The sequence below is a fragment of the Caulifigura coniformis genome (genome assembly GCF_007745175.1).
In the GTDB taxonomy this organism is placed as follows: Bacteria; Planctomycetota; Planctomycetia; order Planctomycetales; family Planctomycetaceae; genus Caulifigura; species Caulifigura coniformis.
Window position 1 is genome coordinate 5,072,530 of sequence record NZ_CP036271.1, and the last position, 15,268, is coordinate 5,087,797.

A 15,268-nucleotide genomic window follows, 5' to 3' on the forward strand; every position below is an offset into this window, starting at 1 on the left:
TCCCTATTTGCCCAGGAACGGAAAGAGAACGCGGATCTCGGCGTCGGATGGCTGCTTGCCGTACTCGCAGATCTCGAACAGTTCAGCGTATTTCACGTTCTTCGCCTGCTCCTCGCCGTACCACTTCACGAGAGCTTCACGCCCCTTGCGTGCCTCGGCCGACTGTCGGGAATCCCAGCGCTTGCGGAGCCATGCCTTCCGCCCGGCGATATCTCTGGCCGGAGGAACGCTATCGACATGCTCCTGGCTGCCGTTCGCGCCTCCTTCGTAGTGCTGCGATTCCAGTTCATGAATCGCGTCGATTTTCTGGTCGAACACATCGTCGACTGCGACGGCGATGTCCGCCCGAAACGGGTAGGGCTTCTGGAATCCGTCGCTCGAATACAGGAATACCGGGTTGGTCTTCAGGATCGGCACGTCCGGACAGAAGAACGGCACGGTCACCATGTAGGCCGCGTCCTGCACGAGCACGCCGACATAGCGGTGATCGGGATGGTAGTCCCAAGGGCGATGGGCGATGACGACGTCTGCCTGCCATTCACGAATCACTTTCGTAATCAGCTTGCGGTTCTCGAGTGTCGGCAGCAGTTCGCCGTCGTGAATGTCGAGGACCTGGCTCTCGACCCCGAGAGTCTTCGCGCAGGCCGCCGCTTCCGCGGTGCGACGCTGGGCCAACTCGCCGCCTGCCATCTGCCAGTGGCCGATGTCGCCATTCGTGACCGAACAGAGCTTCACCTTGTGCCCGGCCTTCGCCCACAGTGCGGCCGTCCCGCCCGCCTTGTAGTCAGCGTCATCCGGATGGGCGCCGAAGACCACGATGCGAAGCGGCTTCGTTTCCTTGTCCTGGCCCGACAGGGGCGGCGTGAAGAAAAGGACGGCCAGCACAGGCAACAGCAATCGGCTCATGGCAAAACCTGTTCGATGTCGGCAGGACGAGGAACCCGGACGCCAATCTAACCGGCCGTGCTTCTCCAGCACAGAAATCAGACCGGCCCGCTGGGGGCCACGTTCCCGTCGACGAATGCCCGCATCCACCGTTCAAAGACGATGAGTGCCCACAGCCGATAGCTGTGGTCCCACTTCTCCGACTGGTGCTCGTCGATCATCCGCTGCACCGTCTGCGTGCGGAAATAGCCGCGCGACCGGGCCGTCGCGTCGAGCAGCGTGTCGTTCAGCAGCGGCCGCAACTCGTTGCGGAACCAGTGCGACATCGGGACGCCGAACCCCATCTTGGGGCGCGTCTGAATCGAGGCCGGCAGCAGGTCGCTGAAGGTCTCCAGGAGGATCCGTTTCCCTTTGCCGCCGCTCTGCTTCAGTTCGATCGGCATCCGGGCGGCCAGCTCCATCACCCGGTGGTCGAGGAATGGGCAGCGCGCCTCGAGGCTGTGGGCCATCGTCGCGATGTCGACCTTGTTGAGAATGTCGCAGGGTAGATAGCTGTGAACATCGACGCACGTCGTCCGCGTGACGAGGTCCCGGTCGGGGCAGGCCCGATAACAGCCCAGCAGGAACTCGGCCGCGTTGAAGCCCTCGAGTTTCTGGCGGAATTCGGGCGTATACAGGTCGCTTCGTCGTTCGGCGTCGAAGATGCCGATCCAGCGGAGGTAGCGCAGTTCGGGGCTTTCCGCCAGCCCGGCTGCAAACCGCTTGATGCGCCGCCCGAGCGCCCGCTGGTTGACCGAGGTCGGAATGTTCTGCCAGAGGTTCCACGCGAAGATGTTGCGGACGAATTGCGGGAGTCGGTCGATCCGGGTCGCCAGTCGCACCGCTTCGTAGCGTTCATAGCCCGCGAAGAGTTCGTCCCCTCCATCTCCGGAGAGGGCCACCGTCACTTCGCGGCGCGTCACTTCCGCCAGGTAGCGGGTTGGAATGGCCGAGCTGTCGCCGAACGGTTCGTCGTAATGCCACGTGAGCTTCGGCAGCGATTCGAGCGCCGAGGGCTCGACGAGGTACTCGTGATGGTTCGTTCCCAGGTGCGCCGCCGCTTCGCGGGCGAACGTCCGTTCGTCGAACTGCGCGACGGGGAAGCCGATGGAAAAGGTGTGGATCGGCCGGTTCGAGAGCGACTGCATCAGTCCGGCCGTGATCGTCGAGTCGATCCCGCCTGAGAGAAACGCTCCGAGAGGAACGTCCGACCGCATCCGCAGGCGAACGGATTCCGTCAGCGTGTCCCGCAGTCGCGTTCGCCACTCGTCCGGCGTCCACGATTCACTTCCGGCCAGATCCGGATTGTCGATCGGATCGCTGGCCGAGTAGGGGGGGATCCAGTAGCGCTGCACGTCGAGCCGGCTGTTTTCATAGACAGCGGTGTGGGCCGGCGCGAGCTTGTTGAACCCCTTGAGAACCGAACGGGGATGGGGGACGTACTGGTAGGTGAAGAACAGGTCGACTGCCTGCGGATCGACCTCCCGCGGGATGCCCGGAACCTGCAGGATCGACTTCAATTCGCTGGCGAAGAACAGGCGGTCGTTTTCGAGCCGGTACACGAGCGGCTTCTTGCCCGCCCGGTCGCGGGCGAGGAACAGACGCTTCCGGCGGTCGTCCCAGATCGCGAAGGCGAACATCCCTCGCAGGTGCTTCACGCAATCGACGCCATGCTCCTCGTACAGGTGCACGATCGTTTCGGTGTCGGAGTGCGTCGCGAAGCGGTGGCCGCGGGCCTCGAGCGCCGGCCGCAACTCCTTGTAGTTGTAGATCTCGCCGTTGAAGGCAATCCAGACGCTGCCGTCCTCATTCGAGAGGGGCTGATGCCCGGCCGAGAGGTCGATGATCGACAGGCGTCGGAATCCGAGGGCCGCGCCGGGGGCCGCCGCGTCAGGGAATCCGTTCGGACCTGGTTCGGACGACCAGTATTCCCCCGAATCGTCGGGCCCGCGGTGGACAATGGCGTCCGTCATCCGCCGCAGGTCTGGGCGGGAAATCGGCCGGCCGTTCTGAATCCAGCTGGCGCCGGCGATACCGCACATCCGCGTCGTGACCTCGTCAGGATGGAAAGGGGATGCTGAATCTTAGCGTCCGCCGTCAACTCAGCATTACCGCGAACGGTCCCAGTCGGCCGCGAAGCACCGGCACATTCAGACCCACAATGCGCGCAACCTCCCACGAAGGGTGGAGGGACCATGCAGACCATCATCACAAACACATCAATCACCCGGACCTCGCCGCCGACTGCGCCGAACAACTCGCGCTGCCGGCGTATGCAGTCGGTTCGCAGGCACAACCCCAATCCGGTCAGGATGGAAGTCGTGTCCCGGCTGGAGAAAAAGGGGAGAGAGGGCATCTGAGACGCACCGTACCCTGACGCCGTCAGTCTTGGTCTCCTTGCTTCCAGACGCACGCTCCAGATCCCCTGGGGCTCCTGAATCACCGGATCGGAGAAGAGTCAGGACAGAAACGACCCGGCCGATCGCTCCCAAATTGAGGGGGTGACGGGATGGCGCGCGTGCGGAATAATCCGGGAACACGTTCCGCCACTTCGAGACTGCGCCCTGCCGATGCGTATTGCCCTTGCCCAACTGAACCCGACCGTCGGCGACCTGGCCGGAAACTCGGCGCTGATCGAGGCCGCCGCACGCCGGGCCGCGGAAGAGGGTGCGGAACTTCTCGTCTGTTCAGAACTGGTGATCTGTGGATATCCGCCAAAAGACCTGCTCCTGAGGAGCGGCTTCGTGGCCGCCTGCGACAAGGCCGTCGCGGAACTGGCCGGACGCGTTCCTCCGGAACTCGGCGTCCTGGTCGGCCACCCCACCCATCGGGGCATTACCTCCGGGCGGTTCGCGAACGGGGCGAGCCTGCTGTTCGGCGGGCGCGTCGAGGCGACGATCCACAAGACGCTGCTCCCGAATTACGACGTGTTCGATGAGCGGCGTTATTTCCGGTCGGCCGATTCGGTGAAGCCGATCGAATTCAAGAACCTCCGCCTGGGCGTGCATATCTGCGAAGACGCCTGGTGGGGAGAAGCCAGCACCAGCTACCACGATGAGCCGATCCGGCAGCTCGACCCCGTCGCCGAGCTGGCGAAACAGGGGGTGGACCTGTTCATCAATCTCTCCGCCAGTCCGTTTGAAGTGGCCAAGCCGGACCGGCGGTCGAGGCTCGTTGAGCGGCACGTGAAGGCACACCAGCGGCCGTTCCTGTTCGTGAACCAGATCGGCGGAAACGACGACCTCGTTTTCGACGGCCACAGCTTCGTCACCGATGCCAGCGGGCGGGTCGTCGAGCGCCTGGCAGGCTTCGAGCCCGATTTTCGGGTCATCGATACGACGAAGTTGCCGGCCCGGCATCTGTTGTTTGACACCCCCAGGGAGTCGCTGCTGCTGGATGCTCTCATCCTCGGACTGCGGGACTACGCATCGAAATCCGGGTTCACCGACTGCGTTCTGGGGCTTTCCGGCGGAATCGACAGCGCCCTTGCGGCCTATATCGCGGCGCGGGCGGTCGGCCCGGCGCATGTCCATGGGCTGTTGATGCCGAGCCGCTACTCGAGCGATCACAGCGTGGCCGATGCAAAAGCCCTGGCCGAGGCGATGGGGCTCGACTGGCAGATCGTCCCGATCGACGGCGTCCACAAGGCCTATGAAGCCCTGCCGGTGCTGGCGAACGACCTGCAGGGAGAGGCAGCCAGTCTGGCCGACCAGAACCTGCAGGCCCGCATCCGCGGGGCGATCGTGATGACCCGCAGCAACCGCTATGGATGGCTGGCGCTGGCGACCGGCAACAAGAGCGAACTCGCGGTCGGATACTGCACGCTTTACGGCGACATGTGCGGCGGGTTTGCCGTTCTCTGCGATCTCCTGAAACGCGACGTTTACGGCGTGTCGAAATACGTCAACGAACTCGAGAAGCGGGAAGTCATTCCCGTCAGCACGCTCACGAAGCCGCCCAGCGCCGAACTCGCGCCGAACCAGACCGACCAGGACACGCTGCCGCCCTATCCCGTTCTCGATGGGATTCTGGAGGGGCTCGTCGAGCGGGAGATGTCGGTGCGGGAAGTGGCCGAGCACTATCCGCTGGAAACCGTGCAGTGGGTGGCGAAACGCCTCGACCGCAACGAGTTCAAGCGCCGCCAGATGCCGCCGGGGATCAAGCTGTCAGGCCGCGCCTTCGGCAGCGGGAGGCGGATGCCCATGGCGGCCAGGATTGGAGTGGAATGACGCCAGAAGCCCGGCTTCTTCCATCACTCACAAATTTGCGATTTGAACGCTTCGCCAGACTCTCCACCCGAGCAGTCGGTGTTGTTCATCCGGCCGGATCACGACACCTGGTTGTGTGATGATCTCCTCACCATGACGCCGCCCAACCGCCGATCGGCCAGGCGTTGCGTCATCGCCTCTGTTTCCGAGCCCTCAGTCGGCCTTCGTCGCGTTCGCCACCACCGGAACCTGGAACTGGTTGGTCGCGAGCGGTAAGGGAAATCCAATCGGGACGTGCACCGTGACCGTCGCCGAGCCAGGAACTGCCTCTGCCGGAGCCCTGAATGTCGTGGTGTAAAACTCCCAGTAGCAGCACCGTTCATGAATCGTGTGTCTGGTCTTCAGCGGCTTGCTTCCCTGGGCCACCGGCCAATCGATGTCCACTTCGAAAGTGACGCCTGCCGGAAGCGAATCGATGCTCAGTCGCGTGGCGTCCGCCTTCTCCAGACCGATGTTTGCAAAACAGATGCTCAGCCGATCCAGCGGCCTCCCGATGACGAACTCCTTCGACCGCAGGAGATGAGGCGTCAGCGGGGCCGCGAAATGAAAGACCGGCGCCTCTTTCGGAGTCGCGGCCCAGAACGCGTTGAACCAGCCGGAATACATCGGCACCGCGCCGTCCACGCTCAGCGACAGTCCATACGAGTCCTGAGACTCGGCGTCGTTATTCCACCTGTGGAGCGAAAAATCCTTGTGGAGGAACGAGTCGGCCGTTCCGAATTCCGTCAGCACATACTGGAGTCGCAACCGGCTCGAGACCAACCCCGGCTTGTTCAGGTTTGTGGCCTGAATCGGGCCGTCGTCCGTCAGATCCCTGTTCGCATTGCGGTCGATGTAGAGGATCTGACCATCCTCAACCATCCAGATGAGTTGCTGAGCACGATCGCCAAAGACGAGCAATGTATACCGTGGCCGATTCTCGTACTTCGGCTCGCGAACGATCGTTCGATCGAGCTTCGTGAGCAGCTCGTTGCCACTCGCCGAGGCGCCGATCGAACAGCACAGCACCAAACCGCCCAGGAGAAACCTGCTGCACATCTTCAAGCCCTCCGAATGAAAGACACGTCCCTTACGCGGCGGCCACCACCTCCGGCGGTTCGCTCGATGCGACGCATTGGGCGACGACGAGGTCGCCGGTGACGTTCACCACGGTCCGGCACATATCCAGGATGCGGTCGACGCCGAACACGATGCCAATGGCTTCGGCCGGCACGCCGACCGACTGCATCACGACGATGATCAGTGGAATCGAGCCTCCGGGAACACCGGCCGTTCCGACGCCCGCGAGGACCGACATCAGCACGACCGTGAACTGCTGGCTGAAGCTCAGGTCGACGCCCGTGACCTGAGCGAGGAAGAGAACCACGAAGCCCTCGAACAGGGCCGTTCCGTTCTGGTTCCCCGTCGCCCCCACGGTGAGCACGAAGTTCGACACGCGGGGGGGCAGCTTGAGATCTTCGATGGCGACCTTGATCGACGTCGGAAGCGTCGCGTTCGACGAACTGGTTCCCAGTGCCACGAGCATGGCCTCGCGGCACTGCCGGAAGAATTCCAGCGGGCTCTTCCGCGCCAGCACCTTCAGCACGATCGAGTAGGTGCCGAACAGATGCAGCGCGAGACCCAGGATGCAGGCCCCGACAAACCAGGCCAGCGTTTTGAGGATCGGAAATCCAAGCTGGGCCGTGACGGTGAAGACCAGGCAGCCGGCGCCGACCGGAGCGAGCCGCATGGCGAATTCGATCACTGTCATCGATACGGCGTTCAATCCCGCGAGCCAGCTGACGAGCCCCTGGCATTTGTCGGGGTTGACCGTGATCGCGGTTCCGAGGATCAGGGATGCGACCATGACGGCGAGCATGCCGTTGCCCTTGGAACTGCCATCCAACGCTCCGACCATTTCCTGCAGAGGGTTTTCCGGGATCAGGTCAACCAGCGTATCCCTGAGGCTCTTGGCCGACTGGGCCTGCTGGACCCTGCCCTTGGTCTTTGTTCCCTCCTGCTGGATGATCCGCTCCGTCAGTTCGGGCGGAAGTCCTTTTCCTGGCTGGACGACGTTGACCAGGGTGACACCGATCAGGACGGCCGATCCCGAAAGGATTCCGGTAAACAGCAGCGTTCGAAGTCCCATCCGGCCGAGACGCCGGAGATCGCCAATCTCGACAACGGCGAGGGCGAGAGCCGAAACGACCAGCGGCAGCACGACCATGAACATCAGCCGGAGGAAGATCTTTCCGACCGGTTCGACCCAGTACACGGCAGAGTCCAGCCAGTCGGCGAGCCCGTTTTCATTGGCATCGGGACCGCGGCCCGTGCCGGCGACGTTCAAAATGAGCCCCAGCACGGCGCCGATGACGAGGCCGATCAGGATCTTGGTGTGAAGGGGGATTCGCCGTTTGACTGGCGGGTCATACGTGGAGAGGAGGTCCTGATCGGGCACGTGATTCGCGGGCGACTCCATGTGGAGATCTCCAGTTGCAGTGTGAAGCGGGCGAGTCGCTGAGAGTTGAGACTTTGACCCATGACACGGCTTGCTGGCAACTCGCATCCGGCGGCCGCTTCGTGCAGTGGTGGAAATGTGGGAGTCGAGCTGCGGGAGGGGACTCGGGGCGCAGGAAAAACCCGAAACGCGACCGGGAAGCCACGATGATTTCCAGCGGCCCTTGACGGTCGCTTCCCGAGTCCCCTACGTTCCTTGCCCTCGCAAAACAATCGCACACCAGTCTGCTTTTTGGGAACACATGTCGATGGCTGATCTCATTGCGCCGCATGGCGGTTTGACGGAACCTGTTTGCCTTACCGTGGGCGCTGCGGAAATTGACGCGTTCAAGGCGGAAGCCGAGAAACTGCCGAAGGTTCCGGTTTCCGCGGCCGACCTGTCGAGCGTCTATCGCTTTGCGGACGGCACGCTGAGCCCCCTCACCGGCCCGATGGACAAGGCGACCTACGACCTGGTCCTCAACGAGGCCCACATCGTCAACAACGGCAAGAAGTACGCCTGGACGATTCCGATCGCGTTCCCGGTGACGGCCGAACTTGCCAAGACGCTGGCCAAGGGGCAGAAGGTCGCCCTGACGAACCCGGCGGGTGAAGTCGTCGCCACGCTCGACATCAGCGACGTCTTCGAATGGGATAAGCCCGCCTACATCAAGGGGGTCTACCAGACCGAGCGGACGGATCATCCGGGTGCCGCCATGGTGCTCGAAGGGGACAAAGACAAGACTCACCTCGTCGGCGGCACGATCAAGGCGCTGCCCCAGCCGAAGAACGCGAAGTTCGGCAAGTACGTGCTGACGCCCCGCGAAGTGCGCAAGCTGCTGGCGGAGACCGGCTGGGAAGCGGCCGTTGCCTTCCAGACGCGCAATCCGCTGCACCGCGCTCACGAGTACGCACTCGTTTACGGCCTGGAAACCCTGATCCGCCAGGGCAAGAACGCCGGCGCCGTCCTGAACCCGCTGATCGGTGAGACGAAGGGTGACGACGTCAATGCCGAGATCCGGATGCAGACGTACGAAAGCCTGATCAACAACCGCGAGTTCGGCGACGGCGACAGCGACGTCGAGCTGTGGAAGAAGCGCGGAGAATCGGTTCCGGATCGCGTGAAGCTGCTCGGCCTGGACATCAAGATGTTCTACGCCGGCCCGAAGGAAGCGGTGATGCACGCCATCTACCGCCAGAACATGGGCTACACGAACATCATCATCGGCCGGAAGCATGCCGACGTGCCGTACGCCGACGGGACGAACATCTGGGGCGACTTTGATGCCCAGGAGATGTTCGGCAAGCTGAGCGGCGACCTGAAGATCCAGCCGGTGAAGGTCGGCTTCGCGGCTTATTACGAGTCGATGGGCCGCGTCGACCTGACGGAGAATCACAAGGACGAGAAGCCCTGGTCGATCAGCGGCAAGGACGTCCGCGCCACGCTGCAGAAGGGCGACATGGTCGACCCGCGGATCATGCGGCCGAGCACGTCGACGATTCTCGCTGCGGCGATGAAGAAGTAATCAGACCGACGGCTTTGCCGTCGTGTCTCGTTTGAACCACGGAATGCACGGAAGACACGAAAGTCTTCCGTGCATTTTGTGTTTCATGGTTCTCGGCGTCACATCGGCTTCCGGCGACGGACGGTCTTGCCGTGCTGATCGTTCTGAAGTGCCTTCAGCCGCGCGGTGACGTCGTAAACCCGGAAGTAGCGCCGGGCGGGATTCTTCTGGAGACAGCGGCGGCAGAACGCATCGAGCGCGGGTGACACGTCCGAATTGAACGTCGAGGGGGCGACGGGTTCCGCTGATCGAATTTGTTCCAGAACCTCGGCCACGGTTTCGCCGATAAAGGGCGTCCGGCCTGTCAGCAGCTCGTACAGCACCATCCCCATTCCGTAAATATCCGTCGCGAATCCGGGTTCGGCGTCGCGTGCATCGATCTGCTCGGGGGCGAGGCGGCTCACAACCGAGGCGTGATCTACTTCCGCCCTGGGCAGCAGCGACAGGCCTCCGATCGGCGAGAGGTCGATCAGCAGCGGAATGCCGCTGGGCGCCAGGAGCACGTTGGTGCGTTTGATGTTTCCGTGAGCGACGCCCTGCCGGTGGAGATAGCCGACAACCTCCGACAGTTGCTCGACGACCTTGAGCGACTGTCTGATCGACCATCGGGACACCGTGGTCAGGTCACCCTGGGGAACATGGTCGATGACGACGCAGCCGCGGCCATCCCACCAGCGGATGGTGAGCGGCAGGAGGATCTGGGGATGGCTCAGCGACGCCCATTGCTGCGCGGCGGCCTGCATCCGGGGCTGCCAGCTCGCTTCGGGGAGCGCGCCGTCGTGAAAGACCTTGATCGCCACGCCATGCTTCGTCGCTGTCGCCAGCCCGCGATAGACGACGCTCCTCGGGCCGCGGCCGATCTCGTCGCCAATCTGATAGCCATCCCTGGCCGCACATCGCACCAGCCGCTCGAAGGGATCGATGGCGCTGGCCGCGATGGAAACATCGCTCAGGAATCGATCGAGATCGCCCGCCAGTTCGGCGGCATCGGCGTAGCGTGCGGCGGGTGACTTCTCGAGACACTTCAGGCAGATCGTCTCGAGGTCCGCCGGTACATTGGCCAGCAACTGAGTGAGACGGACGGGCTCGGCGTGCAGCACCTGCTCGACAATCCCGATCGCCGAATCGGCGACAAACGGCGGCCGGCCTGTCAGGAGTTCGTACAGGATCGCGCCGAGCGAGTAGATATCGGCCGGCGGGCCGACTTCGTTGGCGCGTCCGGCGGCCTGTTCGGGCGCCATGTAGCTGGCCGTTCCAAGCAGGGCTCCGTCCATCGTCCAGGCGGTGCTGTTGCTGTCGAGGCGCTTCGCCAGTCCGAAGTCGGCGATCTTTGGCGTCCACGGAACCTCGGTCGTCGGAACGGACCGTTCGAGGAGGATGTTGGCCGGCTTGAGGTCGCGATGAACGATCTTCTGCTCGTGGGCCGAGTGAACAGCGAGGGCGAGGACGCTCACCAGTGCCGCAGCATCTCGCGGTGGTTGAGATTCGCCCTTCAATTGATCGGCGAGGCTGCCCCCTTCGACGAGTTCCATCGCGAAATAAGGATGGCCCTGGTGCGATCCGACGTCGTAGACCGCGACGACATTCGGATGCTGCACGCGTGCGGCGGCTTCGGCTTCGATCTGGAAGCGTCCCCGCTCCTGAGGCCCCGCCAGGACGCTGTCGCGAATCAGCTTGAGGGCGACCAGTCGTGAAGGGCTCAGCTGCCGGGCCCGGTAGACGACGCCCATTCCGCCGCGACCGAGTTCACTGAGGACCTCGTAACCCGGGATGGCCGGCAGTGGCTCGGCGGGCGATGGACTCTCGAGCAGAGTTTGCCCTCCGCCGATTTCCGGGCGGCCGGTCATCGTGAACGCCTCCACAACTTTTTCGACAGTTTCTTGCTCTGGAGGCTATGCGCCTCGATCCTGGTCGGCAAGCGTTGGAAAAGGGCCCCGCAGGAATCGCAGGCGATCAGAGAAACGTCGAGAGATACAGGCCCAGAAACGCGAAGAGGATCAGGTAGCCCACGATTGATACACTCGGGACCGGCTGGCCGGTCATCGCGGCGGTCTTTCGACTGATGGGGTACACGACGAGGTACCGCACGAGGGCCGGCAGCAAGGCGAACGCCATGATGTACCTGCCGCTGTCGAAAACGCCGAAGCAATTGCAGAGCACCACGATCGTGGAGATCGCGAAAGCCCCGAGATAGGCGCCCCCGGCCGCGATGAGATAGGGCCGTACGCGCTGCCGGTCTTCATCGCTGAGCAGACAAGGTTTGCACTCGGTCGCTATTGGCGGGGCCCCTGTAATGCTCCTACAGCTTAGAGATCGTCCGTTCCGTTGAGAAACACAGTTCGTCTTCTCGCAAAATCGGGTTTCTGAGAGTCTTCCCGCCCTGACGCTCAGGTTCATGGAGGACGCCAGCGGTCATGTCGGTGCGGAGCTACGTGTGTCCGGGAGAGGTGCATCCGATCAGTCGGTCGGTTCACCTTGCGCGGCTCGCGGCCGACTATGCGAAGTGCTCGGCGTGTCCACATTGCAGCGACCTCGGCGGCATCGGGCTTCCCGTGCGGCCGGACCGTGTTGAGACGACGCTGGCTCCGGTTCTGCAGCGGGAGCGGCTGTGGCGATCGCTGCGGAGCCCGGGGGCGCGAGCCGAGATTCTTGCCTGCTGTGAGGCGCTGGCGGCGCTGTTGTGGCAGGAAACGCCCTGGGAGCTTCCGGTGAATGAATGGAACGCGGGCGAGACCTGCGGACCGACCGGGCCTCTGGTTTGCGTGGCGGCGCATCCTTCCGATGTGGCGGAATCGTTTTCGACCGAAGTCATCCGTCGGATGAGCCGCAGTGGTTGCCGCGTCGTTTCGCTTGGGGCTGTCAGTCGCGCGGCGCTCGATTTCGCGGTCGACCATCTCGAATGCTCCGCAGGAATCTGGGTGGAAGGTGGCGGCTCGCCGGCGGGGATCGGGATTCGCGTCACGGGGCCGGCCTCGTCGGCCTGGTCGGAAGGAGGCCGGCTTGGCGGTGTAGTTGAATGGATGGACGGACGGGCGGGGCGGCCGTCACGAATTGCCGGAGCGGTCAAGTCGTTCGAGATTCTGCCGGCCTATCGCGAGAGTCTTGTTCGTCACTACGGGCCTGTGGCGACAGAACTGGCCGCGGTCGGCATGGGGACGGTGCTGCAGTCGACCTGGTCGGGGCTCGATGCGCGAGTGGCCTGCCAATTGCGGGAAGCCTGTCCGGGAGGCCGGTGTGACGAAGCTCCTTCCGCCACCTTGCTGAGAGCGCTTCAGGAGGACGTTGTCCGGCAGCGAATGGGCGGCGGCGTGGTGTTCGGAGCCGACGGCCGCCAGGCGTGGTGGGTCGACCGCCGCGAGGGGCTGCGGACCGATCGGTTCATCGCTGAACGGTTGGCGCAGGAGCTTCGGCAGGAAACAGGCGAGCGGGAAGTGCGGGTGGTGGCGGCGGAAGAGTTGATGTGGACCGAACTCAACGCGGCAGGTGTACGGCTGGTGACCTGCGGGCCGGGAGAGGAGAAACTCGTCGACGCGATGCGGCGTCACCGGGCGCTCCTCGGTTGCGACGGCGCGGGGCGTTACTGGATTGCCAGGCCGATCCCAAGATGCGACGGGCTGCTGACGCTGGCCTATCTTTGCCGGACGGTCGCCGCCGGGGGATCCGCGCTTCAGCGGTGTGCATAGCGCCGCCGGAATTTCAACCAGCCGAATGAGCCAGTTCGAGGATCGAGCTTTCGGATTCCGTTGGTTCCGACAAGGATTCGGCCTTCGCGTTTGCGGCGGGCATGTTGATGTCGGAGTCGTCGCCGAGGTTCCTGCGGATCCGCTCGCAGTACTGCTTCATGAGCCGGCACTCTTCCGGGGAAAAGCCGGTCAGCGCCTGGTTCCGGACTTCGCGACACCAGTCGACGGCCCGGGTCCAGACGGCATGTCCCCGTTCCGTGGGGAGAATCGAATAGCGGCGACGATCGGTGGATGAGGCGACGCGCCTCACCCAGCCGTCTCGCTCCATGCGGCTGATGATGCCTGTCAGCGTGTGGGGCTCGATTCCCAGGCACTCTGCGATCTCGGCCTGCGAAGAGTTCTGACGTTGAGAGAGGCAGGCGAGGACTTCCCACTGACGAAGCGTCATCCGTTCCTGCGCGAGGCGGTTGCTCAAGGCGCGTCGGATCGCATGCGAGGTCGTGCAGATCCAGTAGCCAACGCTGTTTTCCCAGTCGTATTCGAGCACCATCGTCCCCTGCGTTCAGTGAAGCGGTCTTTATGAAAGTCTAAAAGGCGTTCGCGCAGGCCGACAAGCCCCTTTCCCGGAAAGGATCAAATGGCAAGGCTTTACGTCAGGAGGCCGCTGGACAGTTGTGATTTCTCAGTTAGCACGCCGCCGGCGGTTGGGCTGCTGCACGTCGCCGGGCAGGGGGCCCGCCAAGGGCGGCGACTCGAAGAATCGACCGTCCTCTTTCACGCGCGGATCCCCCGATCGCTCGAGTTCCCCCATCAGCTGTCGCCGCAGGTCAGCGACCTGCGATTGATAGGCCGGATCCGCGGCCAGGTTGTTCATCTGATCGGGATCGTTACGGAGTTCATAGAGCTCTTCACGGGGACGCAGCCCGTAGGTGTGCTCGTAGAAGGGCTTCCACTGCGGGTCGTCGCGATGTGAAACCAGCCAGGCTTTAGTCAGCCCGGCATCGTCATCGGGAAACGCGACGAAGGTCTCGTTCTCGAGGTCCCTGAACGATGGCGGAGTACCGGAGGCGACCTCGAGCGGATCGCCGAGCGGCCTGCGCTCGGGATGGAAGTTGATGATGAACAGGTGGTTCGCGGTTCGGATGGCTCGCTGTGGATAGGGGAGAAAACCTTCGCGCGCCATCTCGACGTGGCGCTCGCGACCGATATAGACGGCGTCCCTGGCGGGATCGACCTGGCCCGACGCGCTCGATCGCAACACGGGCCACAAGCTGCGGGCCGTCATGACGGCCGGCGGGGTTCCGCCTCCGGCTTCCACGAACGTCGGCGCCAGGTCGGGGATCGAGACAAAGTCGTCGACCACGCGGCCACCTGCGACGCCGGGGCCCGCGATTGCGAGGCTGACGCGGGTGCCGAAGTCGTACAGGTTGCATTTGCCGTGTGGAAACCCGGGCGCGCCGTGGTCGCCGCTGATGGCGATGAGGGTGTTCTCGGCCTCGCCGGTTTTCTGCAGTTCGTCGAGCAGGATGCCAATCATGGCATCGAGCGCCTGCGCCTCGCCGAGGTAGTCGGCCAGATCCTCACGGACTTCGGGGACGTCTGGCAGGAACTTCGGAAGCTTCCCCTTCAGGCTGTCGGGTTCGAGTCCCCAGATCGCCTTGCCGGACCCCCGCTTCCATTTGCGATGTGTGTTCGTCGTTCCGAACCAGTAGGCGAACGGCCTGGCCGGGTCGCGCTTCGCGAGGAACGCCTGGAAGTTCTCCCGCACGTTGGAGAGCACGGCCTGCTTCGCGTCTTCGACCGGAGTTCCGTTCGCGACCGCAGCCGTGACCGTTTCGGAAAAGCTCGAGACCTGCCCCGCTCCCTTGTCGAAGGCGTACTCCTTCCCGCCGTAGGGGGCATCGACAGGCGAGCCCGGGCTCCAGACCTTATACGTTTTGCCGAGGTTGTATCCGGCGTCACGAAGAAGCAATGGCCAGGATGGAATCGTGGAATCCCAGACGGCCCCCCGCAGGATGGCGCCCCGTCCAGTCCTCCAGAAGTACTGGCCGGACATGAACGAACTGCGGCAGGGAGTGCAGGACGGAGAGTTGACGAACGCATTGCGGAACAGGACTCCCTGTTTTGCGACGCGGTCGAAGTGCGGCGTCTGCACGATGTCGTTGATTCCGCCTGGTTCGAGCTTCGCGTACGCGCTCGCGTGCCGGCCCCAGTCGTCGGCGAAGATCATGAGGATGTTGGGGCGTTTGCCTTCGGCCGCCGGCGCGGTCGCGCAGACCAGCGTGAGGAGAGCGAACATCACCCCCTGCAGCCGCGATGACATCGTGAACATGAGGTCTGTTCCAGAGAGGTT

Annotated in this window: 11 protein-coding genes; 3 read left to right on the top strand and 8 right to left on the bottom strand. The window is 63.7% G+C overall.

Annotated features, from left to right (window positions below):
• Window positions 1-3 precede the first annotated feature (3 nt).
• Together Pan44_RS20355 and asnB are read right to left on the bottom strand one after the other, a co-directional pair.
• The gene (locus Pan44_RS20355; RefSeq protein WP_145033079.1) at window positions 4-906 is read right to left on the bottom strand and encodes a PIG-L deacetylase family protein; all 903 of its coding nucleotides are present in this window, start codon (window positions 904-906) and stop codon (window positions 4-6) included.
• 77 nt (window positions 907-983) lie between these two features.
• Window positions 984-2,966 carry an asparagine synthase (glutamine-hydrolyzing) gene (gene asnB / locus Pan44_RS20360; protein WP_145033082.1) on the bottom strand — a complete coding sequence of 661 codons (1,983 nt, stop codon included), beginning with the start codon at window positions 2,964-2,966 and terminating at the stop codon, window positions 984-986.
• Between the two features lie 528 nt (window positions 2,967-3,494).
• Here asnB and Pan44_RS20365 point away from each other — a divergent pair.
• Complete coding sequence (locus tag Pan44_RS20365) at window positions 3,495-5,153, top strand: NAD+ synthase (RefSeq protein WP_145033085.1); 1,659 nt, start codon at window positions 3,495-3,497, stop codon at window positions 5,151-5,153.
• A 192-nt stretch (window positions 5,154-5,345) separates the two neighbouring features.
• On the opposite strand, the gene Pan44_RS20370 is transcribed toward Pan44_RS20365, so the two are convergent.
• Complete coding sequence (locus Pan44_RS20370) at window positions 5,346-6,230, bottom strand: hypothetical protein (protein ID WP_145033088.1); 885 nt, start codon at window positions 6,228-6,230, stop codon at window positions 5,346-5,348.
• A 31-nt stretch (window positions 6,231-6,261) separates the two neighbouring features.
• On the bottom strand, window positions 6,262-7,650 hold the full coding sequence (locus Pan44_RS20375; protein WP_145033091.1) for a dicarboxylate/amino acid:cation symporter: 1,389 nt from the start codon (window positions 7,648-7,650) through the stop codon (window positions 6,262-6,264).
• 286 nt (window positions 7,651-7,936) lie between these two features.
• Here Pan44_RS20375 and Pan44_RS20380 point away from each other — a divergent pair, with 286 nt between their 5' ends.
• The gene (locus tag Pan44_RS20380; protein ID WP_145033094.1) at window positions 7,937-9,193 is read left to right on the top strand and encodes a sulfate adenylyltransferase; all 1,257 of its coding nucleotides are present in this window, start codon (window positions 7,937-7,939) and stop codon (window positions 9,191-9,193) included.
• Between the two features lie 98 nt (window positions 9,194-9,291).
• Here the strand turns inward: Pan44_RS20380 and Pan44_RS20385 are convergent, their stop codons facing one another.
• The gene (locus Pan44_RS20385) at window positions 9,292-11,079 is read right to left on the bottom strand and encodes a protein kinase domain-containing protein (RefSeq protein ID WP_145033097.1); all 1,788 of its coding nucleotides are present in this window, start codon (window positions 11,077-11,079) and stop codon (window positions 9,292-9,294) included.
• 106 nt (window positions 11,080-11,185) lie between these two features.
• Complete coding sequence (locus Pan44_RS27520; protein ID WP_197453518.1) at window positions 11,186-11,347, bottom strand: hypothetical protein; 162 nt, start codon at window positions 11,345-11,347, stop codon at window positions 11,186-11,188.
• Between the two features lie 299 nt (window positions 11,348-11,646).
• Between Pan44_RS27520 and Pan44_RS20390 the strand changes: the two genes are divergently transcribed.
• Window positions 11,647-12,915, top strand: a complete 1,269-nt coding sequence (locus Pan44_RS20390) for a phosphohexomutase domain-containing protein (RefSeq protein WP_145033100.1) — start codon at window positions 11,647-11,649, stop codon at window positions 12,913-12,915.
• Window positions 12,916-12,928: 13 nt separating this feature from the next.
• Here Pan44_RS20390 and Pan44_RS20395 read toward each other — a convergent pair whose 3' ends face one another.
• Window positions 12,929-13,465, bottom strand: a complete 537-nt coding sequence (locus tag Pan44_RS20395; RefSeq protein ID WP_145033103.1) for a MarR family winged helix-turn-helix transcriptional regulator — start codon at window positions 13,463-13,465, stop codon at window positions 12,929-12,931.
• A 132-nt stretch (window positions 13,466-13,597) separates the two neighbouring features.
• Window positions 13,598-15,247 carry a sulfatase family protein gene (locus Pan44_RS20400; RefSeq protein ID WP_145033106.1) on the bottom strand — a complete coding sequence of 550 codons (1,650 nt, stop codon included), beginning with the start codon at window positions 15,245-15,247 and terminating at the stop codon, window positions 13,598-13,600.
• Window positions 15,248-15,268 lie beyond the last annotated feature (21 nt).